Raw genomic sequence first — 21,271 nt, forward strand, 5'->3', positions numbered from 1 at the left:
CTTCACGCGGTCAGTTCAGCCGGCAGCCTGAACTGGATGTTTTCTTCAATGCCGTCCATGACCGATACGTCAACCGGGCCGAGCCGACGCAGTGCGTCGATCACGTCGTTGACCATCGATTCCGGCGCCGACGCACCCGCGGTCAACCCGATGGTCTTCGCCCCGCGGACCCACTGTGGATTCAGCTCGCTGCCGTCGGCGAGCAAGTAGCTCGGCACGCCCGATTCGGCGCCGATCTCGCGCAGCCGATTCGAGTTCGAACTGTTGGTTGCGCCCACCACCAGCAGCACATCCGCGCGCTTGCATAACTCACGCACTGCGGTCTGCCGGTTCTGCGTCGCATAGCAGATGTCCTTCGTATCCGGACCGACAATATCGGTGAAGCGCCGTTTCAACGCCGCAATGATGCCGCGCGTCTCGTCGACCGACAGCGTCGTCTGAGTCACGTAGGAAACGGGCGTGTCCACCGGGATGTTGAGCCGCTCGACGTCCGCCTCGGTCTGCACCAGCGACACCGGCCCGTCGATCTGCCCCATCGTGCCAAGAATCTCCGGGTGGCCGGCGTGGCCGATCAGGATCACCTGACGGCCACTCTTCAAATAGTTCTTGCCCTGCAGATGGACCTTGGTCACCAGTGGACAGGTCGCATTGAGCACGCGCAGGCCCCGCTCGTGAGCCTCGTCCTCGACCGCTTTCGCCACGCCATGTGCGCTGAAAATCGTCACCGCCCCCGGTGGCGCCTCGGACAACTCATCGATGAAACGCGCGCCCTTGGCCTTCAGCGATTCCACCACATGCCGATTGTGGACAATTTCGTGGCGCACATAAACAGGAGCGCCGTACTTCTGCAACGCGCGCTCGACGATTTCGATCGCGCGAACCACGCCGGCGCAAAACCCGCGGGGTTGAGCAAGAATGACTTGCATAGAGTTCTCCATAGGCGGTGGGCGATTTTAACGCTCATGGCCGATTCATGCAGATTCAACAGCGCCACTTGTTGCAGGAAACGCAACAATTCGCCGCAAACGGCTTGAATTAAAAGAAGTTACTGACCGAAGCGCGCATTGTGCGCACTGAGGTACCGGATCAGCCCGTCGATGCCACCTTGCGCAATCTGGCTCGCGAACTGCTGCTGATAAATCTGGATCAACCACGCGCCCATCATGTCGATGTCGTAAATCCGCCAGCCGTCCTGCCCCTTGCCGAGCCGGTAGCCGACATCCATGTCATCGCCGCTGCCCTGCACACGGGTCTTGACCACCGCGTCCGTCCCCTTGGCACTGAGCGTCGCCGGCTCGAAGCGGAACCGTACATGCTGGTCGCGGATCTGCGTCAACTGCAGCGCATACGTATGCACGAGCAGCAGCTGGAACTGCTCGACCAGTTGCTTGCGCTGCGCCGGCGTCGCCTGCTTCCAGGCTGCCGCGCCAACGGCAATACGCGTCGTCCTGGCAAAGTCGGTGTACGGTAGGAACTCACGTTCGACGATTTTGGTTGTCGCGTTGACATCGCCACTACGCGCGGCAACATCAGCACGCGTCGCCTTGACCACGCTTTCCACCGCACTGCGCACCGCATCGCTCGGGCTCGCGGCACCGCCTTTCGGCGTCTGGGCGAGCGCCGTACCCATCGTACCGAATACACACAGCGCTACCACGAAGGTCAACCATTTGTTCATCGCAATTTTTCCACAAAATTTATATCGACTACCTCGATTCCACCTTTTGCCGCAATAACCAGCGTTTTTTGCCGCAATAGCCAGCGTTCCGCGGTCGTAGCTTAACGCAACTCGGCCTCCCGCGCGGTGGCGAACCGGCATGCAGGCACGATGCGCGCATCACGACTGCTAGCGGCGTTTCGTCAGAGCGCTCGCACCGCACCCTGCAAAGCGCTCACGCCACACCCTGTATACTCGGCGCCGACCCCCGAATTTCAGGCCATCCCCATGCTGACTTCGCTCCTCGCCCGCATCGTGCGTTTTTCGACGCGGCATGCGTACTTCGTCATCGCGGTGTCGATCTTGCTGTGCGCCGCCAGTATCGTGTACATCGCGAAACATTTTGCAATCGATACCGACGTCGCCGGATTGATCGACCAAAACACGCCGTGGGCGCAGCGCGGCAAGGCGATCGACGACGCGTTCCCGCAGCGGGCTGACGTCACGCTGGCGGTCGTCCAGGCACCGGCGGCCGAGTTCGCGCAACGCGCGGCGGCCGAGCTGGCCATGCGGCTCAAATCGGAAACCGCTTACTTCTCGTGCGTGACACGCCCGGACGGCGGCGCGTTCTTCGAGCGTCATGGATTGCTGTTCATGTCGCAGAACGAATTGACTGAGTTGACCGGCAAACTGGTCGATGCACGGCCCCTGCTGAACCGACTCGCGCACGACCCATCGCTGCGCGGCCTGTCTAGCCTGCTGTCGGTCACGCTGCTCACGCCGCTGCAAACCGGCCAGGTCACGCTGCCCGGCATGGCCAAGCTGCTGGGTCGCAGCGCCGACACGGTCGATGCGGTGCTCGCCGGACAGCCGGCCGGCCTGTCGTGGAGCGGACTGGTCGCACCAGACGTGCCCTCGCGCGCGTTCGTGCAAGTGCAACCGCTGCTCGACTACCGATCGCTGGAGGCGGGGGCCGCGGCGGCAGCACGGATCAAGCAGGTGGCGGCCGAGTTGCAGCTGGCGCAGCGTTATGGCGCCAGCGTGCAATTGACCGGCCCCCGGCCACTGGCCGACGAAGAGTTCGGATCGGTCCGCGAAGGTGCGGTGCCCAATGCCATCGGGACACTGCTCACGGTACTGGTCATTCTGTGGTTCGCGGTCCGCTCGCGCCGACTGGTGTTCGCCGTGTTCCTGACGCTGCTGGTCGGGCTCGCGATCACCGCCGCGCTCGGACTGATGATGGTCGGCGCATTGAACATGATCTCGGTCGCGTTCGCCGTGCTATTCGTCGGGATCGGCGTAGATTTTGGCATTCAGTTCGCCGTGCGCTATCGCGAGCAGTTCCATCTGTGCGGCAACCTGGAGCGCGCGCTGGAGGGCACCGCGCGCTCGATCGCGATGCCGCTGTTGCTCGCGGCCGCAGCCACCGCCGCAAGTTTTTTCTCGTTCCTGCCGACCGCATACCGCGGCATATCGGAGCTTGGGCAGATTGCCGGCGTGGGTATTCTGTTCATCGCGTTGCCGTCTTGCGTGACCCTGCTGCCAGCGCTGATCTCGGTGTTGCGGCCGACCGGGCGCGGCGCAGCGCCCGGATTCAAGTTGCTCGCCCCGCTGGACGAATTCACCGAGCGCCATCGCAACCCGCTCCTGCTTGTCACGCTCGCGCTGGTCGTAGCAGGCTTGCCGCTGCTCACGCAACTGCGCTTTGACTTCAATCCGTTGCATTTGAAAGATCCAAATAGCGAATCGATGCGCACGCTCGCCTCGCTGGCCAGCGCGTCCGACACCGGCGTCAACGATGTCCAATTGCTGGCCGCGTCGCTGGACGACGCGCAGCAGGCCGCCAACAAGCTGCGCGCGCTACCTGAAGTGGGCCGTGTGGTGACGGCCGCCAGTTTTGTGCCCGACGACCAGCCGCAGAAGCTGGCCACGATCGCACAGGCGGCACGGCAATTGTTGCCCGTGCTGGAGCAAACACCCTCTGATTCCGCACCCGACGGTGCACGCGTGTCAGCATTGCGCAATGCGGCTGCGATGCTGGAGAACGCGGCACTCGATCATCCGGGGCCCGGTGCAAAGGAAGCCGAACATTTGGCGGCGTCGCTGCGCAAGCTGGCGGCGGCGGATGCGGCCACGCGCGATCGTGCCGAAAATGCGATCGCCAAACCGCTGCAATTGTCGCTCGCGTCGCTGGCGAACTTGCTCAAGCCCACTTCGATCACGCTGCAGACGTTGCCGGCCGAGTTGCGTTCGCAGTGGGTCACCGCCGACGGGCGTGCCCTTGTGCAGATCTCGCCCAAGCTAGCCACCAGCATGAGTCCCGACGACGATACGAAGCTGCGCGCATTCAGTGCTGCCGTGCTGGCCGCCGAGCCGCAGGCCATCGGTGGACCGATTTCGATCCTGCACTCGGCCGACACGATCGTGCACGCATTCGTGCAGGCCGGCGTGCTGGCGCTGGTGTCGATCACGGTGCTCCTGTGGATCGCGCTGCGACGCCTGAGCGACGTGCTGCGCACGCTAGTGCCCCTGCTGGTCTCGGCGGTCGTGACACTCGAGCTGTCGGTGGTGCTGAACCTGCCGCTGAACTTCGCGAATATCATCGCGCTGCCGCTGTTGCTGGGCGTGGGCGTCGCGTTCAAGATCTACTATGTGATGGCATGGCGTGCCGGCGCGACGAAACTCCTGCAGTCTGGGTTGACCCAGGCGGTGATTTTGTCGGCCGGGACCACGGCGACCGCGTTCGGCAGCCTGTGGTTGTCGCATCATCCGGGCACCTCGAGCATGGGCGAATTACTCGCGCTGTCGCTCGTGTGCACGCTGATCGGCGCGGTGCTCTTCCAGCCGGTGCTGATGGGCAAGCCGCGCGAGCAGGCTGCGCGCACTGCTGCCTCGCGGCGTGCCCACGATAAGCAGCGCGCCGACGACGCAAAATCACGCTAGCGCGTGGTCGCGTCGGCGCTCACGCGGCGGGCGCCGCGTGGCCGATGATATCGCACCGGCTCCATTGCGCCGGTACACGCGTGACCGGTTCTGACGGAGAAGGCACGGCATCGGCATACGCCAAGATATCCGCCCTATCATCGTCGCTGAGGCTGCGCGATGCCTGTTCGCGCTCGTACGGCAATGGCGGCAACGGACCCCGGACAAACGATGGCAAATCAGCGCTGCCTTGCTGAACCGTCGCCGCCGCGCTGCGGGTAGCGAACCCGGAACTCCGCTCCGTACCAGCGGCCGACACCGGTTCGGATAACGGAAATGTGCTGAGCCCCTCAAGCGGAGCGGGAAGCAGCGTGGCCGTGCTGGCACGGGGTATGGCAGACGGCAGCAAGTCTGATTCGCGCTCCGGTCGCAGAGTCGGGGAATCGTCAGGATAAATCCCGGCAGGTAGGCTGGCTTGTGCGGGAGACGGCACAGGTTGCTCCTTAAATAACAAGGCGGCCAGCATACCGCAGATATATCGCAGTACAGATAATCTGTGCGATGCAGCTTACCGCAGATCCGAATACACGGCAGAATGCAACGCTCCAGCTAGCATCATGTCGGTGACCGACGCTTCCATGCAATGCCAAGCCATCCTTTATGTCGCGCGCTATCCTTTATGCCACGCCATCCTTTGCTAAACCGCACGCGGATAACTTCCCACGTGGTAGCCGAGCAGCGACGCCAGCCGATTGGCCGCGGCAATGTACTGATCTTCCGAAATCGTGCCGTTCACCTGTAGCGCCTCCAACGCAGACATCGCTTGCTGCGCGTCATCTTCCCCCCCATCATCGGCCCGCGCCTTGTCGCCCTGTCGCGGCACTGGCGCGATCACCCCGCCAGCCTCCTTGGCCCGCTGGCGCAGCGGCTTAGTCATCCCGTCCGGCAGCAACACCAATTCCGCCAGATTCATCGGCAGCTGGCCATCGACGGCGGCAGCCCTCAACATGGCCCTCAGCGTGCTGTCGGGCACCGGACCAGCCAATGCCGGCTCACCGAATACGGGTGCGTACCGGCACACGGCCTCCCGTAGTGCGCGGGTGGAGCGCAGAAACATGGACTGCCGGATGGCTTCGCGTAGCGTGCTGCGATACGTCGCCCCGTCGTTCGAATCGGCCGGCGGCGCTATCGCGGGCTCTGCCCGCTGGGCGACGCGCAACATCGCACGCAGCCGGCGGCGCTCGACGTGCTGCGTCAGCGAACGCACCAATGCACGCAAGTCATCATGGGTCAGCCTATCTGACGGACGTGGCTCGCCCCCCTCAGCGCGCACGTCGGGCAGCCGCGGCTCGTCGTCATGAACCAGCACCTTCGACAACCGCGGCTCGTCGCTATGGCTCGACGCATTCAGCTCGAGCCCAAGCTCACTGAGCGGCATGCCGTGTGCGGCCAGATATTGAGCGGACGGCAACAGCAACAACGCATCGCGCCACTGCGCGCCGACCGATGACAGCGGCGACGCCGGCTCGGCTTGCCAAACCGGGAACGGATTCCAGGCGCTGGCCGGCCCCATGGCGGCTTCTGTCCATGGCGCATGATAGAGCGGATGCCAGTCAGTATCAAAATGCGCGTCCAGCTGTCGCGCCAGGGAGTCGCGCCGCGTTGCGGGGATATCAACGCCGTTAGCCGCGCTCGAGCGGCGGCGTGGTAGTCCGTCGAGCATGAGGGGCGTGTGCTGCGCCGAAGCAGTGACCGGCGAGCGTGGCAGCGAAGCGTTTCGTTCCTCCGCTGGCGACGCGATGCGGACCGAACGTATGGATGGTATCGACATCGATTCCTCCGTCGACATGTAAAACGCCGGGAGGATAACGCCGCGTCATCGTTGCCGCGACGCGGAAGCGATGTCGCGGCCAACGCCCGCGAATGTCAACGTCTTATCCGGTTGACCGGCAACGGGCCAATAGCACAAGCAGGGCTACGCAGTTCGCTTGCCCCGTGTCCCGTGCATAGCGCACCGCGCTCGGCCCGTCGATCTGCAATCCCGTGTGCAGCATCTCGGCGTTGTTCAGCGCCTCGAGCGCGTCGCCGGCGATCATCGCCCCGTCGCCGATCACCGCGATCGCACGATGATGCTCGCCGCCTCACGCCAGCAGCTGTCCGAACGCGCGCAGCAGCCGGTCCATGTCGTGCGCTGTCAGATTGCCCATCGTCGAGATGCGGAACAACTCGGCCGCCAAGCCGCCCTGCCCTGCATAAATGACGAATCCATGCAGCTTCAATGCATCATGCAATTGGGCGTAATCGATCTTCGGCGGCAAGCGGTACGCGCGCAGCACGACCGACGATGCCTGCGGTGGCAGTACGCCATCCACACCCAGTCGCGCCAAACCGTCGCGCACTTGCTCGGCCAGCTTACGATAACGCGCATGCCGCTCGCGCCAGCCGCCCGCGTCCTCAAGCTCGCGCAGTGCCTCGACCAGCGCGTAATAGGCGTGCACCGACGGCGTAAACGGCGTATTGCGCGCGTCTTGCAAGCGCGCCAGCCGCCCGAGGTCCAGGTAAAACGCCCGGCTTGCCGCGTCGGCCAGCGCCGCACGACGCACTACCACGAATGATGCTCCGGGCACCCCATGCAAGCACTTGTTCGCTGTCGCCGCGACCGCGACGAGCGCCGGGTCGGCAAAGTTGATGGCCTCCGCGCCGAAGCTGCTAACGCCATCCAGCAGCACGCCGACGCCGCGTGTGCGGCACGCGTCGAGCACGCCGCCGAGTTCGTTCAAGCGGCCCGTGGTCGTCTCATGATGCACCAGCGCAACGTGGGTGAACGGCCGTTGCGCGCGCGCTGCGTCATCCAACCGCGCCGCCAACGCCTGGACATCGGGCGCGTCGATCCATCGATGCGCAGCTACCTCGTGGTCAATCCGATAGTGACGCGCGATATGCGTGATCCGCTCGCCATACACACCGTTCTCGACCACCAGCAGGCGGCCATGCTCGGGCACCAGCGCGGCAACCATGCTCTCCACCGCGCCCGTGCCCGACGCAGTCATCAGGACGGCTTGCCATTCGGCAGACTCGAGCGCATAGACGCCCAACAACCGTTCGCGCGCCTCTTGCTGCAAATCATAGAATTCGGGCTCGCGATGGCACAAGTCGGGCTGCAGCAAGCTCTGCCGCACGCGCTCTGTCAGCGTGACCGGTCCTGGGTTAAGTAGCAACATCAGCGGCCTCCGCACACTGTGCGATGTGGTTCATCAAGCGCGCCTTTACTTGCTCCGGCGTCACGCTCGGTCGTGGCAGGTTCTCCGGCGTGCCGGGCCGTGTTTTGATACACGCGAAACGTGGACCGTCGCCGAGCAGCTCGGCGTTGAAAACCCGCCGCAGCACCCCGAGATCGTCTCCGTCAATCACGCGCCCGTACCCGCACGCCGCGGCTACGCCCGCGAACGACATATTCGGTGATACGCTCGCCTGGCCACCAGTCGAATCGTGCACGCCATTGTCCAGCACGATATGTACGAGGTTGGACGCCCCATAGGCGCCCAGCGTCGCAAACGCGCCCATGCGCATCAACGCGGCGCCATCGCCATCGAGCGCCACCACGCGCAGGTCGGGCCGAGCCAGCGCAAGTCCGAGCGCCATCGTCATCACACAGCCCATCGAGCCAACCATGTACAACTGGTTTGGCCGGTCGTGCAGCGCATACAGTTCGCGGCCACAGAAGCCGGTGGATGCCAATACCACGCTGCCCTGCACCGGTGTTGCGTCGATCACGCCGCGCAGTACGTCGCTACGCGACGGCAGTTCGTCACGCGCCACGCCGCGTAGCATTGATTCGACCGGCACTGCCGCGCGCCGTGCGCGAGCAGTGGCGCCGCGCAGCGGATAGGGCGCAACGCTCCCCTTCTGCATGACCAGCGCATAGGGCCGACCAGTGGCGTCCATATGCGCGATCGCCCGATCCAGCGCCGCACCGATATCGCCTGCGTCAGTCGGAAAGGTCTCCCATGGAATCTCCATCGTCTGGAGCATTGCCGGGGTGATCGGCCCCATCAACGCATGCTGCGGCTCGTCGGCCACGCCCGGCTGGCCACGCCAGGTAATGATCAACAACTGCGGCAGCCGGAACGTCCAAGTCAGTGAGGTCAGCGGACTGACGGCGTTGCCGAGCCCGGAGTTTTGCATCATCGTGACACCGCGCCGACCGGCAAGCGTCGCGCCTGCAATCAGCGCCACCGCATCGCCCTCGTTTGCTGCACTCAGGTAATGCAGCGACGGCGCCTGCAACACGTAGTTGATAAAAGGCGTCAAGAACGAGCACGGCACGCCCGCGTACCAGTCGAATCCGCGTTCGCGCGCCGCATCGACGAACTGCGCCGCATCAATCATTGCCGCCTCCGGTGCCGGCCTCGGCGATCGGTACCTGCGTATGGGCGAAATCCGCTGCGCGGCAGAAATCGTCCAGGTCATTGACACCACGCCAGTGTCCGTGCACATAGTGCACTTCGATCTGCTCGCCGGCGTTGACCAGCGCATTGAGCAGCGCCGGCATGTCCAGTGAATCGAAGTCGCTGCGCTCGCGCAGCGTCGCAAAAATACGCTGAAGTTTCTCGCGTCCTTCGCCACGCACGCCCAGCAGGCCAATCCAACGCCCGTGCGGCGCTGTGCCATCCGGCGCGGCGGCCTCGCTGCTCACGCGCCGCAGCACGACCTTCTGCCCGAACAGGCCCCGGTCGTCGCCACTCGAGCAGTACGCGAAATCGCGCACGCTCTGGTTGGCCGGCTGCGTCTGCGACGAATCGACGACCACGCAAAAGTGCGCGTCGCTTTCGACCAGGTCGTGCAGGATAGAACTGCGAAACAATAGATCACCATACGAGATGACGGTATCGTGCTCGAACGCCTGCGTCGCACACGCGAGCGACGCCAGCTCGCCGGTCGTCTCGTGCCGCTCGTTGACCACCAGGCGGATGCCCGCCGTGTCGATCGCATCAGCACGGTAGCCGCCCACGACCGTGATATCGTTCACGCCCTGCTTCTTGAAGCCATCGACGAGCCAGCGTAGCAACGGCTTACCCGCGATGGGCAACATCACCTTGGGTCGCTGCGCGGTGACCGCCTCTAGCCCGTGCCCCCGGCTCGCAGCCAGCACAACCGCCGTGCGCGGCGCGCGCGCGGTCAGATAGACGCGCTCGGCGGCCGAATATTCGTCGGCGCCTTGCAAGCGGAAAATCTCATTGACCGACGCGATCCTGTCCTCGACGCCGACCAGCGTCTCGCTGTCGTGAATTTCCTTGGCGACGGCCTGCATCGCCGACGTGGCCGCGCGTATCAAGTGATTCGCCCAGATCACAACGCTGATACCCGCGTTGCGGAAGACCTGCGTCGGCGTACTGTAGTACTTCGTTGGCACGATCACCAACGGAGCACGATGGGCCCATTCGCGTGCAAATGCCACGATTTCGTCGGCTCGCGCCAGCTTGCTGTGGATCAGAATCGCATCGGCCCCAGCCGCGTGATACGCCTCGGCGCGGCGCAGCGCCTCGTCCATGCCCCAACCGGCAATCAACGCCTCGACCCGCGCGACAATCGAAAAGTCCGGGTCGCCCTGGGAATCCTTGCCAGCCTTGATCTTGCCGCAGAACTCGTCAACGTCCGCTAGCGGCTGCCGTTCGCCGCCGATGAAGCTGTTGGTCTTCGGGAATTGTTTGTCCTCGATGCACACGCCGGCCACGCCGCGCTGCTCCAGCTTTTTGACCAGCCGCCGCACGTTGTTGAAATTGCCGTAGCCGGTATCGCCGTCGAGCAGGATCGGTAGGTCGCTCGCATCGACCATGAATTCCAACATGTCGACTACCTGTGTCCAGCTCGCCTCATTGTTGTCGCGCACGCCATATTGCGCCGAGATGGCTAGACCCGACGCCCAGATGGCGTCAAAGCCCGCTTCGCGCACGATCCGCGCGGACAGCCCGTTGTGCGCCTCCATCATGAATTCCAGCTTATCGGAGGTCAGCATGCGGCGCAGCCGCGCCGCACGGCTTTGCGCGCGTGCGACAAAGGTATCGGGGGCGTTCATGAGTTCAACAAGCTCCTGTCTCAACGCGATGCGATCGTGCCCGCGACGACCACCGGCTGCAGCAACGGCAGTACCTGCGTTCGCGCGCGCTCGACGTCCGCGGCAAAATCGATTTCGATCCATGGCGCACCGGTCACGTCGGCCGCTTCGAAGACATGGCTGCGCTCGAGCAGCAGGTCCCGCAGCGCTTCCTCGTGTGGCAAGTTCGCGCGGCCGCTGCCAACATAGTCGGCGGCGATCTGCGCCAGGCGCTGCGCGGCCCCCTCGGTCAGGCGGAAGAACCCGACCGACTCGCCCATCGTGTCGTATCGCAGGTCGGCCGCGACCTGCTTGCGCAACTCGACGGGCACCCCGTCGCGCAAGCACAGCTTGACGGGTTCGTCGCCCGGCTCGACATCACGATCAATCAGCAACCGGTTCACATGCTTGCCGACCACCAGCGGCGCCATAATACGCTCGTCATACAGCACGTCGGCATCCATCAGCAACACCTCCCCACCCGCGCACAGCGCGTCGGATACCCCGTGCACCGTCAGCACGCTGCCCAACTCGTAGTTCGGATTGAGCACGATGCGCGGCGGTGGTGTCCAACCCAGGCGCAGCAGCTCGGCCTCGATCATCTCGTGGTGAAAACCCAGGGCCAATACGATGTCATCGACACCGGCCGCCCTGAGCCACTGCAAATGGCGCTCGAGCAGTGTCATGCCGTCGAACTGTAGCAGGCATTTGGGCCGCTGCTTGTTCTCGGGCTGGACCAAGCGCAGGCCGCGGCCCGCAGCGAGAATAATGGCGCGCATTGATACTCCCGTGTGTTTCTTCTATGACTGTTGATTTACAGATCTGGGTAAGGCACCCCAATCGACACGTGGCGCGACCCAGCGCACTAGTTGGCTGCCGGCATTCGCGCAGCACGGCGGCGTTGCCAGCGACGCTCGGAAAAATGCAGGTACACCAGCCCCGGCACGCCAAGCAGGATTTCGCGGGCGCGCTTGGCCAGCGACAGCGCGAGGGCCGCGTCCGGCGGCAAGCCGACCAGCGGCGCAAGCAACAAGTACCCGCCCTCCTGCACACCAAGCGAGCCCGGGATCATGAACGCTGCGCCGCGGATGGCCTGCCCGATGCTCTCGAGCAACAGTGCGTCGCCCCAGCCGACCGGATGTCCAATCAACTGCAGGATCAGCCAGACTTCCCCAGTGCCAACGATCCAGCTGCACAGACTCAATGCGAAGCTTGCCGCCACCGCACGCGGCTGCCGATACAGCGCGGCCACGTGCGCATCCACCGCATCGGCGCGCTCGAAGAGCGCTGACCAGTCGCGTCCCGCCGACAGCTTGGACATCACGCGCGACAGCCGCCCGAACAAGCGCCGCCGTTGCGCCTTGTAAAAACCGTACAGCAGCAGCGCAAAGCCCGCGCTCGCAACCAGCAACGGCGTGCGCAGATTACCGAGTGCACCATGCGCCGCATGAGCCGCGAACACCGCCAGGCCCAACAACGCAAACACGACTTGCGCGATCGTTTGCCACGTCGTGCTGACGGTCATCACCGCCGCCGATTCCGGTAGCGGCAATCGACGCTGCGCCAGATGCCGCACCATCAGCAACGGCCCGCCGATCTGACCGGCCGGCAGCAGGCTGTTGACCGATTCGCCTGCCCAGCGCGTTAATAGCACGTCACCGATCGTTACGCCGCCGCGCTCACCCGCCAGCCCACCGCCGCGCTCACCCACCAGCACGCGGATCGCCGCCGCGTCAACCACCATGGGCAGGCCATGGAACGCGGCCACGAGCAGCAAGCCGGAGCCGGCGGCCGACAACGCAGCTACCAACGGTGCGATACCCTGCCATGCCAGCAGCGCGACGAACAGCGACGCGCCGATCGTCAACGCAATCCACGCTGCACGTGTCATGCGCGTGTTCACTTGCCAGCCCACTGCCGGAATACTTGCCGGAAACCGAAGTAGGCGATCGCGTCCTTCATGTTCGATACGAACCGCTGGAGCCGCCCCATGCTCGGATCGGTCACGTACTCGAATGTCAACGATACGCGCCTCTCATTTGCGCCCAGCGGCGTGATCCGATGCTGCAGCTTGTCTCCGTCGAAAAAGATCAGCCCGCCGGGCGGCAACTGCACTGCCGCCTCGACGACGGGCACGCCCGGCTCGCGAGTGTGCAGCCGGTATTCCAGCTTGCACGACGATTCGTCAACCACGCCCAGCAGCAGCGTGTATCGCCGGCCATGGTAATACGACGTATCGTAGTGCCAGCCGATATGATCGCCGGGCTTGGTATAGAAGTAGAGTGCATATGCGTGAGGATCCGTGTCAGGACAGGCCAGCAGGCGGTCTCCGCACAGTGCCTCCAGCCAGCGAATCAACGCCGGCGAACGATACAATTCGGCGATCACCGGCGCAAGCCGGTCGATCGTATGCCTGCTGACACTGCCGCCCTGCTTGTGCCCAGGCAGGTAGTTGCGATTCACTTCGCCATCGACCCGACGCACTGCGTCCACCAGCCGGGCGGTCATGTCCGGCGCCAGGAATGTGTCGAGGAACAAGAACGCGCCCTGCTCGCCGAACGTCTCGCGCAGCCGCTCGGTATCGAGCGTCGCGATGCGCTCGTGCATCGACGCATCCACTATCGTGCTGCACTGCTGTCCAGCGCCCGCGCTGTCGCGGGCCAGCCCGGCCGTGGCGCTCATGGTGTCGTGCCGCAATGGGTCGCCGCGGCAGTCCCCGTGGCCCGCCGCATCGTGCGGCGGTAGTCAATCGCGACCCACGCCGCGAACAGCGGCGCGCCGATTGCTGCCACCAACAGGAACGGCGTCACACCATCCAGTAACGTGACCAACGGCAGCAGGTAAAGTACGTCCTCGGTTTCGAAGCCGGCCAAAAATGCCTGGCGCGTGCCGGCCTTGCCCGCACGCTGCTCGATGCGCATGCGCAAGAAGAAAATCAACGCCACGGCGAGGCCGGCCACCCAGCCGAGCCACGCGGGCGCCGCCGGCAGCGAAGCGTGCGCCTCAGCGGGGACACCCCACCCCATGCCGACAAACAGCCCGATCGTGACTAGCGCATCCGACGTGAGGTCGTAGAAGTGGCCCAGCCGACTCGATTTACCGCTGATGCGGGCCAACTCGCCATCCGTATGGTCGACAAAATTAGACAACACGATCAGCAACGCGCCGACGTTGACCCAGCCGTATCCGCCGGCAGCCAGCGCCGCCGCGCCGGCCAGGCCGATCAACAGGCGCAGCGTCGTCAGGTGGTTCGGCGTGACCAAGGTGTCTTTCAGTGGTATCACGAGCCGGCGAGCGAGCCGTGCATCCCATTGGCGAGGCGGCGCTGGCATGTCGGATGACGCCCCGCACGCCATGTTCTGTCTTTTTTCCATCCCGGAAATATATCCCTTCTGTGCGCCCATTGCAGTCCAGGATTACGTACGCAACGCGGCGATGCCGAGGGGAACCCCAGATTTACTAGGTTTCGTCTAGGTTCACCACAGGTTTATCCACAGAAACTGTTGATAACTTTGACACCTATTCGGCCAACATTGTCATGCTTCGCCCCACGACTTGACATCCGGCCAAACTCGATGTAGCCGTCATCGTAGATGGCCCGACGCGCTGGTTGCCTCGACGCCCACGTCGGTCGCGGCGCTCGTCATCCGCGACAGCACATGCGCGGTCATGCCGCGCGCCAACTCGCTATCTCCAACAAACACGGTGCCGACTCGCTCCGATTCGAGCAACGCGGCCTCGTCATCGTTATCGGTGCACAACACTGCTTCGATAGACGGGTTCAGCGTGCGGGCAGTGTCGACGATCTTGCGAACATCGAAGGTGTCCGGCAACGTCACCACCAGCATTCCGGCGCGTGCGACGTGCGCCTGCACCAGCAGCATCGGATCGGACGCATCGCCGCACACAGCGGGCACCTGCTCGGCGCGCAGCTTCTCAACGATATCGCGATGCTGCTCGGCCACCACATACGGGATCCGATGCATGGCCAGCGTCTGCGCGACACGGCGGCCGACTCGGCCATAGCCGACGATCACGACTTGGCCGGTCAGGTGCGCCTGGGGCACCGTCATCGGCAGCGCGGCGAGCGGATCTTCGCGGCATTCCATCCTTCGCGCCAGACTGGAACGATTACGGATCCATGCCTGCGCCGGCTCGATCGCGGCGAACACGAGCGAATTCAACGCAATGGAGATCAGCGAGCCGGCCAAGATCAAGTCCTGCCCCTCTTTCGGCAACAAGCCGAGCGACATCCCCAGGCCGGCCAGGATGAACGAGAACTCGCCGATTTGCGCCAGGCTCGCGCCGACGGTCAGCGCGCTATTTAGCGGATAGCGGAAAGCGAGCACCAGCGCCACCGCCGCCACTGTCTTGCCGACCATGATGATCGCGACCACGCCGAGCACGTGTAACGGCGCGTTGATCAGCACATGAGGGTCGAACAGCATGCCGACCGACACAAAGAACAGTACCGAGAACGCGTCACGCAACGGCAACGTTTGGTCCGCCGCGCGATGGCTGAACTCGGACTCACGCATCATCATGCCGGCGAAGAAGGCGCCCAGCGCGAACGACACGTCGAACAGGCGTGCCGAGCCGTACGCCACGCCCACTGCGGCAACAATCACGCACAGCGTGAACAGCTCACGCGAACCGGTGCGGGCCACCAGGAACAACAGGCGCGGAAACACCCGGCGGCCGACCACCAGCATCAGTGCGATGAAGGCGGCGACCTTCGCGAACGTCACGCCGACCATTGCCCACAGGCTGGGCTGCGGCGCGGCGGCGCGCGCCTGCGTCAATCCCGCACCATGGTTGCCGTCCAGCGAGCCGCCGAGCAGGCCAGCCAACGGGGGAAGCAACACCAGCACGAGCACCATGACCAGATCCTCGACGACCAGCCATCCGACCGCAATACGGCCGTTGGCCGAATCGAGCTGGCCGCGCGCCTCCAGCGCGCGCAGCAGTACAACGGTGCTGGCCACCGACAGCGCCAGCCCGAAGACGAGCGACACGCCAATCGGCCAGCCCCACCACATTGCCGTGGCCATGCCGAGCGCCGTCGCCACCGCGATCTGGACGATTGCGCCGGGCACAGCGATGCGCTTGACGGCCAGCAGGTCGTCGAGCGAGAAATGCAGGCCGACGCCGAACATCAGTAGCATCACACCGATCTCGGAAAGCTGGCCGGCAAGCGCCACGTCGCCGACAAAACCCGGCGTCGCAGGTCCGCACAGCACGCCGGCCAACAGGTAGCCGACGAGCGGCGGCATCCTGAACCACGACGCGGCGTAGCCGAGGATCATCGCGAGCCCGAGCCCGGTTGCGATCAAGGTGATGAGGCTGATGTCGTGAGGCATGCGACTCCTTCAAAAATCCGGGGATAAGCTTACAAAAACCTTAATGATACGGGAGCTTAACGTCTCTATGGCGATCGACGTGCTAGAAATGGCTGGAATTACGCACAAAAATGACGCGCGACAGGCTGGCCGAGCGCCGTGCCCGGCACGTCGAGTAAAATTGCCGTTCCATCTCAATCAGGGCAGCAGTATGGAGCTTCACGAACAGATCGACGCGGTGCAACGGCTAATTGACCGCCTCGCCAGCGCCGGGCCGGCGGCTCCGGCGACTCCGGCAACTCCGACGGCTCCGGCAACTCCGAGGGCTCCGGCAACTCCGAGGGCTCCGGCAACTCCGAGGGCTCCGGCAACTTCGGCGACTCCGGCAGCTCCGACGGCTCCGGCAGCTCCGGCAGCTCCGGCAGCTCCGGCAGCTCCGGCAGCTCCGGCAGCTCCGGCAGCTCCGACAGCTCCGACGACTCTGGCTGACTCGACAAAAGAAACAGCCAATGATCCCACACCGCCTCAGTTGCACTTCAACCGTCCATCGCAAAACGAAATCGTCGTGACACTCGGCGAGCACTCCGTTACGCTCGGACCCGCCGATATTTCAGCGATCATTGAGGAGCTAGCGATCGCGCGTGCCTCGATGACGCCTGAGCCACCCGCTGCCCTGCCGCCGGGCTGGCGCTTCGCGGCCACACAGGATCCGGCGATCGCCACGCAATCACGCAACAATGGCTCGCAACTCGTCGTGTTCCGCCATACTGGCTATGGTTGGGTGCCATTTACCTTTACGCCGAACATGGTGATGAACCTGCTGGCCGCGCTCTCCGCGAAGTAGCGCATCGCCACGGCGAGAGGCCGCTTCGTCTCGCACGAATCGAGGGTCGTGAACTCAACGCTTCAACGCAGGATCAGCGCCGACACTCGTGCTATAGCCTTCCCTTATTCAAGCCAAAGGGATCTTGTCAATGCATTCTGGATATCCAGATTCCTCATCGACGCTTTCCGGAAATCCGGAAAATACGGCCTGTCACTGCATCCTCATAACCCTTAACAGTCAAAGACTTATACCAATCGGACGAGGCTGGCATCGGCCTTGCACATAAGAACCACGGCCACCAAGCCGAGACACAACTACAGCCAGGAGACATCGCATGTCCATCCATCATTTCCGCTCACGCTAAACCCGCGCAGTGCACGCAACGCGTTATCCGCGCACGCCTGTGACGAACCCGTCCAGGCCTGCGATTCTTGTCACAAACGATAAGGGTATCTATCGTGAAAAAACCCCTCTACAAGGTCCTTTACGTCCAGGTGTTATTTGCCATCGCATTGGGCATCCTGCTAGGCCATTACTACCCACAATTAGCGATACAAATGAAACCGCTGGGTGACGCGTTCATCAAGCTGATCAAGTTGGTGATCGGACCGATCATTTTCTGCACCGTGGTATCCGGCATCGCCGGCATGCAAGACATGAAGAAGGTGGGCCGCGTCGGTGGCAAGGCGTTGCTGTACTTCGAGGTCGTCTCGACGTTCGCCCTGCTGATCGGCCTAGCCGCTACGCATATCCTAAAGCCCGGTGTAGGCTTGAACGTCGACCCGGCCACGCTCGACAGCAAGGCGGCGTCGATGTATGTGCAAAAGGCGCATGGCCAGACGACTGTCGATTTCCTGATACACCTGATCCCCGACACATTCTTTAGCGCTTTCGCGCAAGGCGACATCCTTCAGATCCTGCTGATCGCGATCCTGTTCGGTAGCGTACTGGCCCACCTGGGCGAGCGCGGCGCCAAAGTGTCCGCATTCATCAGCAGCGTCTCGCAGGTGTTCTTTGGCATGGTGCATCTGATCACGAAGGTCGCACCGCTCGGCGCGTTCGGTGCAATGGCGTTCACGATCGGCAAATACGGGGTCGGCTCGCTGCTGCCGCTGCTCAAGCTAATCGGCACGTTTTACCTGACGTCGCTGCTGTTCGTGCTGGTTGTGCTCGGCACGATTGCGCGTGCCGTCGGCTTCAGCATTGTGCGTTTTCTCGGCTACATTAAGGAGGAGCTGCTGATCGTGCTCGGCACCAGTTCGTCCGAGGCGGCGCTGCCGCACCTAATGGAAAAGCTCGAGAAGCTCGGATGCTCGCGCTCGGTCGTCGGCCTGGTCGTGCCGACCGGCTACTCGTTCAATCTCGACGGCACGAACATTTATATGACGATGGCCGTTCTGTTCATCGCACAGGCGACCCATACCGACCTGACGTGGGGCCAGCAGCTGACACTGCTGGCCGTCGCGATGCTCACGTCCAAAGGCGCGAGCGGCGTCACCGGCGCCGGGTTCATCACGCTCGCCGCGACGCTAGCGGTCGTGCCGACGATTCCGCTCGCCGGCATGGTGCTGATCCTCGGCATCGATCGCTTCATGAGCGAGTGTCGTGCGCTAACCAACATCGTCGGCAATGGCGTGGCAACGGTCGTCGTGTCCGCATGGGAGCATGAGCTTGATCGCGACAAGCTCAAGCGCGTGATGCGCCAGCCGGCAAGCATCGAAGCGGAAGCGACCGCATAGGCCGAAAGCAACCGCATAGGCACCCGCACGGCGTTGTGCCACAATGAGGCACCCATCCGCTGCTATCCTGACATCTCGCCGTGCTACGCCGTACCGCCGTATTGCTGGTGCTCGCCGCGGTCGTTATCGCAAGCTGCGTCGCGGCCTGGTCGAGCGCGCGCACCCATGCGATCGACCGCTTGCGCGAGGCGTCGGCCGCGCGCGCGGCGCGCACGAGCGCTACACTGCAAGCCGCGCTGGACCGCTACGCGCCCCTGCCGTACCTGCTCTCCACGCATCCTCTGGTGCAGGAGGCGCTGCGGCAGCCGAACGGTGCAGCGGTCGCCCGCGCGAATCGCTACCTGGAAGAAATCGCACAGCGCTCAAAGGCGTCACAAGCCTACCTGATCACCGACGACGGCCTGTGCGTGGCGGCCAGCAACTGGCGCGAGCCCGGCAGCTTCGTCGGAGCGCGCTATGATTTCCGGCCATACTTCGTCGCCGCGATCGCGGGACACGAGGACCACTTTTTCGGGATCGGCACGCGCTCGCATCAGGCCGGCTACTACATTTCCCAGCCGGTCTCACACAACGGGACTCAAGTCGGCGTCGTGGTGATCAAGATCGACCTGAGCTGGTTCCCGCCGCAAGATCGGTCCGAGCCGCTGTTTGTCACCGACGCCAACGGTATCGTCATCCTGTCGTCAATCCCATCGTGGAAGTACCATACGACGCGCCCGTTGTCGAGCCGGGCGTCGGCATGGATTCGCGACACCGAGCAATACGGTGACGAGCGGTTGACGCCGTTGCCGCTGACCAGGGTGCGCACGCGCGCGGCAGGGGCGGAGCTAATACGGTTCGGCTCGGACCCGCCGGCACCGCTGTATCTGCAAACCGAGCAACCACTGAGCGAGCTGGGCTGGCAGTTGACGGTACTGTCGCCGCTAGACGATGTCGATGCACGGGCGCGCGCGATGACGGTGGCGACCGGCTTGGCGTTGCTGATTGCCGCGCTGCTGGGCTTTTACTGGCGGCTACGACGGGCCAAGCTGCGCGAAATGGAGTACGGTCGCCGGATGCTACAGCGCGCCTATGCGGAGCTAAACCAGCGCGTCGCAGAGCGCACCGCGGACCTGTCGGCAGCCAATGAGCAACTCACGCGCGAAGTCAACGAGCGCACGCGCGCGGAAGCGGAGCTGCGCGCCGCGCAAGACGAACTCGTGCAGGCCAGTAAGCTGGCTGCACTCGGGCAAATGGCCGCTGGCATCACCCATGAGCTGAACCAGCCGCTCGCCGCGCTGCGCACGTTTTCGGATAACACACGAGTGCTGATCGAGCGTAACGCGCTGGATGCGGCACGCGAGAACCTGCAGGCCATCGCGACACTGATCGACAGGATGGGGCGCATCACGAACCAGTTGAAGCTATTCGTCAGCAAGCGGCGCCCGCGCGATGCACACGCCATCGTCGCGCAGGCGCTACGCAACGCATTGGTGATGTTGCGCGACAAGCTTGCCGGCATCGACGTGCAAGTCGTGAGCGTGCACGCCGATGGCAAGCGTGCACCGTTCGATTTCAATGCACTTGATACGTCGCCTGCTGTACGGTGTGATGACCTACGAGTCGAGCAGGCGCTGATCAACTTGATCGGCAACGCAGCCGATGCGCTCGCCAACCACCCAACGGCGCGCGTTATCATTGAAGTCGACACGCGCCCCGACGTCGTAGCGATTGCCGTCATCGACAACGGTCCCGGCATCGCCGCCGACGTGCTGCCCCGGCTGTTCGAGCCGTTCTTCACCACCAAGGAAATGGGGCAAGGGCTGGGGCTCGGGCTGGCGATCGCCGCGTCGATCGTGCGCGACGCGGGCGGCACGCTAAGCGTGGCCACCGCGCGTGACAAGGATCGCGATGCGCCGGCGCGCGGCGCATGCTTCGTGATGACGCTGCCACGCGCGTATGCGCGCTCGAGCCAGGACACGCCGGCCTGCCCCCCCATCGCCCACGCCATTGACCACCGCATGAACAGCCACGACCATGACTGACGGCTTGCAGGTATTGTTCATTGAAGACGACGAGCTGGTACGGCACGCTAACGTCCAGAGCCTGATGCTCGGCGGCTTCGACGTGACCGGCTATCCGAGCGTAGAAGCCGCGCTAGACGCGATGCACGCTGCCGGCGCCGGCGTGCCCGGCGCGATCGTCACGGATGTCCGGCTGCCCGGGGCGAGCGGCCTGGAACTGCTGTCGCTGATGCGCGAGCGGGCGCCGGATGTGCCCGTGATCGTCGTCACGGGTCATGGCGATATCTCAATGGCGGTACAGGCGATGCGCGACGGCGCGTACGACTTTATTGAAAAGCCCTTTTCGTCGGAGCGCCTCGCCGATGCCGTGCGCCGCGCGCTCGAACGGCGCGCGTTGCAACTGGAGAACCGTGCCCTGCGCCGAGAGCTGGCGGCCCAGCGCCCCGACACCGTGCACATCATCGGCACGAGCGCGGCAATCGAGCAGGTCCGCACGATGATCGCCAACGTCGCGCCGACCGATGCCGCCGTGCTGATCAATGGTGAAACCGGCACTGGTAAGGAATTGATCGCACGGGCGTTGCATGAACAATCCGCGCGCCGCGACCGGCCGTTCGTCGCGATCAACTGCGCGGCATTGCCCGAGTCGATGTTCGAGTCGGAGATGTTCGGCTACGAGCAAGGCGCCTTC

18 protein-coding genes and 1 pseudogene are annotated in these 21,271 nt (G+C 64.1%); 5 read left to right on the top strand and 14 right to left on the bottom strand.

The window, feature by feature from the left end; genetic code table 11:
- Positions 1–2: 2 nt before the first annotated feature.
- Both ispH and IHE30_RS13265 read right to left on the bottom strand, forming a co-directional pair.
- Positions 3–926 carry a 4-hydroxy-3-methylbut-2-enyl diphosphate reductase gene (ispH, locus tag IHE30_RS13260; protein WP_337691229.1) on the bottom strand — a complete coding sequence of 308 codons (924 nt, stop codon included), beginning with the start codon at positions 924–926 and terminating at the stop codon, positions 3–5.
- A gap of 119 nt (positions 927–1,045) precedes the next feature.
- Positions 1,046–1,678, bottom strand: a complete 633-nt coding sequence (locus tag IHE30_RS13265; protein WP_337691231.1) for an MlaC/ttg2D family ABC transporter substrate-binding protein — start codon at positions 1,676–1,678, stop codon at positions 1,046–1,048.
- 267 nt (positions 1,679–1,945) lie between these two features.
- Here IHE30_RS13265 and IHE30_RS13270 point away from each other — a divergent pair, with 267 nt between their 5' ends.
- The gene (locus tag IHE30_RS13270; RefSeq protein WP_337691233.1) at positions 1,946–4,600 is read left to right on the top strand and encodes an MMPL family transporter; all 2,655 of its coding nucleotides are present in this window, start codon (positions 1,946–1,948) and stop codon (positions 4,598–4,600) included.
- Positions 4,601–4,619: 19 nt separating this feature from the next.
- Here IHE30_RS13270 and IHE30_RS13275 read toward each other — a convergent pair whose 3' ends face one another.
- The 12 genes and pseudogenes from IHE30_RS13275 to IHE30_RS13330 all read right to left on the bottom strand — a co-directional run bounded on the left by IHE30_RS13275 (position 4,620) and on the right by IHE30_RS13330 (position 16,509).
- A complete protein-coding gene (locus tag IHE30_RS13275; protein ID WP_337691235.1) occupies positions 4,620–5,072 on the bottom strand; it encodes a hypothetical protein in 453 nt (150 codons plus the stop codon).
- Between the two features lie 204 nt (positions 5,073–5,276).
- Positions 5,277–6,410, bottom strand: coding sequence for a hypothetical protein (locus tag IHE30_RS13280; RefSeq protein WP_337691237.1), 1,134 nt, complete (start codon positions 6,408–6,410; stop codon positions 5,277–5,279).
- Between the two features lie 199 nt (positions 6,411–6,609).
- Positions 6,610–6,717 (bottom strand): annotated as a pseudogene (locus IHE30_RS13285) (1-deoxy-D-xylulose-5-phosphate synthase N-terminal domain-containing protein); the annotation flags it as partial.
- A gap of 3 nt (positions 6,718–6,720) precedes the next feature.
- On the bottom strand, positions 6,721–7,800 hold the full coding sequence (locus IHE30_RS13290) for a 2-aminoethylphosphonate aminotransferase (protein WP_337691238.1): 1,080 nt from the start codon (positions 7,798–7,800) through the stop codon (positions 6,721–6,723).
- Positions 7,787–8,968 carry a phosphonopyruvate decarboxylase gene (gene aepY, locus IHE30_RS13295; RefSeq protein WP_337691239.1) on the bottom strand — a complete coding sequence of 394 codons (1,182 nt, stop codon included), beginning with the start codon at positions 8,966–8,968 and terminating at the stop codon, positions 7,787–7,789. Before aepY ends, IHE30_RS13290 begins: the two co-directional genes overlap by 14 nt.
- Positions 8,961–10,655 carry a phosphoenolpyruvate mutase gene (aepX, locus tag IHE30_RS13300; protein ID WP_337691240.1) on the bottom strand — a complete coding sequence of 565 codons (1,695 nt, stop codon included), beginning with the start codon at positions 10,653–10,655 and terminating at the stop codon, positions 8,961–8,963. Before aepX ends, aepY begins: the two co-directional genes overlap by 8 nt.
- Positions 10,656–10,675: 20 nt before the next feature.
- Positions 10,676–11,452, bottom strand: coding sequence for a phosphocholine cytidylyltransferase family protein (locus IHE30_RS13305; RefSeq protein ID WP_337691242.1), 777 nt, complete (start codon positions 11,450–11,452; stop codon positions 10,676–10,678).
- Positions 11,453–11,538: 86 nt separating this feature from the next.
- Entirely contained in the window at positions 11,539–12,564 is a 1,026-nt protein-coding gene (locus tag IHE30_RS13310; RefSeq protein WP_337691244.1) for a lysylphosphatidylglycerol synthase domain-containing protein, read from the bottom strand.
- Positions 12,565–12,572: 8 nt separating this feature from the next.
- The gene (locus tag IHE30_RS13315; protein WP_337691261.1) at positions 12,573–13,280 is read right to left on the bottom strand and encodes a HalD/BesD family halogenase; all 708 of its coding nucleotides are present in this window, start codon (positions 13,278–13,280) and stop codon (positions 12,573–12,575) included.
- A gap of 71 nt (positions 13,281–13,351) precedes the next feature.
- Entirely contained in the window at positions 13,352–14,029 is a 678-nt protein-coding gene (locus tag IHE30_RS13320; protein ID WP_443193673.1) for a CDP-alcohol phosphatidyltransferase family protein, read from the bottom strand.
- A 228-nt stretch (positions 14,030–14,257) separates the two neighbouring features.
- A complete protein-coding gene (locus IHE30_RS13325) occupies positions 14,258–16,033 on the bottom strand; it encodes a cation:proton antiporter domain-containing protein (RefSeq protein ID WP_337691247.1) in 1,776 nt (591 codons plus the stop codon).
- Between the two features lie 173 nt (positions 16,034–16,206).
- A complete protein-coding gene (locus tag IHE30_RS13330) occupies positions 16,207–16,509 on the bottom strand; it encodes a hypothetical protein (protein ID WP_337691249.1) in 303 nt (100 codons plus the stop codon).
- Between the two features lie 68 nt (positions 16,510–16,577).
- On the opposite strand from IHE30_RS13330, the gene IHE30_RS13335 reads away from it, so the two are divergent.
- The 4 genes from IHE30_RS13335 to IHE30_RS13350 form a co-directional block, all read left to right on the top strand.
- A complete protein-coding gene (locus IHE30_RS13335) occupies positions 16,578–16,856 on the top strand; it encodes a hypothetical protein (protein WP_337691251.1) in 279 nt (92 codons plus the stop codon).
- A gap of 437 nt (positions 16,857–17,293) precedes the next feature.
- A complete protein-coding gene (locus tag IHE30_RS13340) occupies positions 17,294–18,577 on the top strand; it encodes a dicarboxylate/amino acid:cation symporter (protein ID WP_337691262.1) in 1,284 nt (427 codons plus the stop codon).
- A gap of 80 nt (positions 18,578–18,657) precedes the next feature.
- On the top strand, positions 18,658–20,601 hold the full coding sequence (locus IHE30_RS13345) for a sensor histidine kinase (RefSeq protein ID WP_337691253.1): 1,944 nt from the start codon (positions 18,658–18,660) through the stop codon (positions 20,599–20,601).
- Positions 20,594–21,271, top strand: a 678-nt coding sequence (locus tag IHE30_RS13350; RefSeq protein ID WP_337691255.1) for a sigma-54-dependent transcriptional regulator, incomplete at its 3' end; no start/stop codon positions are given. The genes IHE30_RS13345 and IHE30_RS13350, both read left to right, overlap by 8 nt.

The organism is Mycetohabitans sp. B46, assembly GCF_037389205.1.
Classification (GTDB): Bacteria; Pseudomonadota; Gammaproteobacteria; order Burkholderiales; family Burkholderiaceae; genus Mycetohabitans.

Coding starts and splice junctions, on each gene's coding strand:
- IHE30_RS13265 (WP_337691231.1), bottom strand. CDS start 1,678: ATGAACAAATGGTTGACCTTCGTGGTAGCGCTGTGTGTATTCGGTACG.
- IHE30_RS13310 (WP_337691244.1), bottom strand. CDS start 12,564: ATGACACGTGCAGCGTGGATTGCGTTGACGATCGGCGCGTCGCTGTTC.
- IHE30_RS13305 (WP_337691242.1), bottom strand. CDS start 11,452: ATGCGCGCCATTATTCTCGCTGCGGGCCGCGGCCTGCGCTTGGTCCAG.
- IHE30_RS13290 (WP_337691238.1), bottom strand. CDS start 7,800: ATGTTGCTACTTAACCCAGGACCGGTCACGCTGACAGAGCGCGTGCGG.
- IHE30_RS13270 (WP_337691233.1), top strand. CDS start 1,946: ATGCTGACTTCGCTCCTCGCCCGCATCGTGCGTTTTTCGACGCGGCAT.
- ispH (WP_337691229.1), bottom strand. CDS start 926: ATGCAAGTCATTCTTGCTCAACCCCGCGGGTTTTGCGCCGGCGTGGTT.
- aepY (WP_337691239.1), bottom strand. CDS start 8,968: ATGATTGATGCGGCGCAGTTCGTCGATGCGGCGCGCGAACGCGGATTC.
- IHE30_RS13280 (WP_337691237.1), bottom strand. CDS start 6,410: ATGTCGATACCATCCATACGTTCGGTCCGCATCGCGTCGCCAGCGGAG.
- IHE30_RS13325 (WP_337691247.1), bottom strand. CDS start 16,033: ATGCCTCACGACATCAGCCTCATCACCTTGATCGCAACCGGGCTCGGG.
- IHE30_RS13320 (WP_443193673.1), bottom strand. CDS start 14,029: ATGGCGTGCGGGGCGTCATCCGACATGCCAGCGCCGCCTCGCCAATGG.
- aepX (WP_337691240.1), bottom strand. CDS start 10,655: ATGAACGCCCCCGATACCTTTGTCGCACGCGCGCAAAGCCGTGCGGCG.
- IHE30_RS13315 (WP_337691261.1), bottom strand. CDS start 13,280: ATGCACGAGCGCATCGCGACGCTCGATACCGAGCGGCTGCGCGAGACG.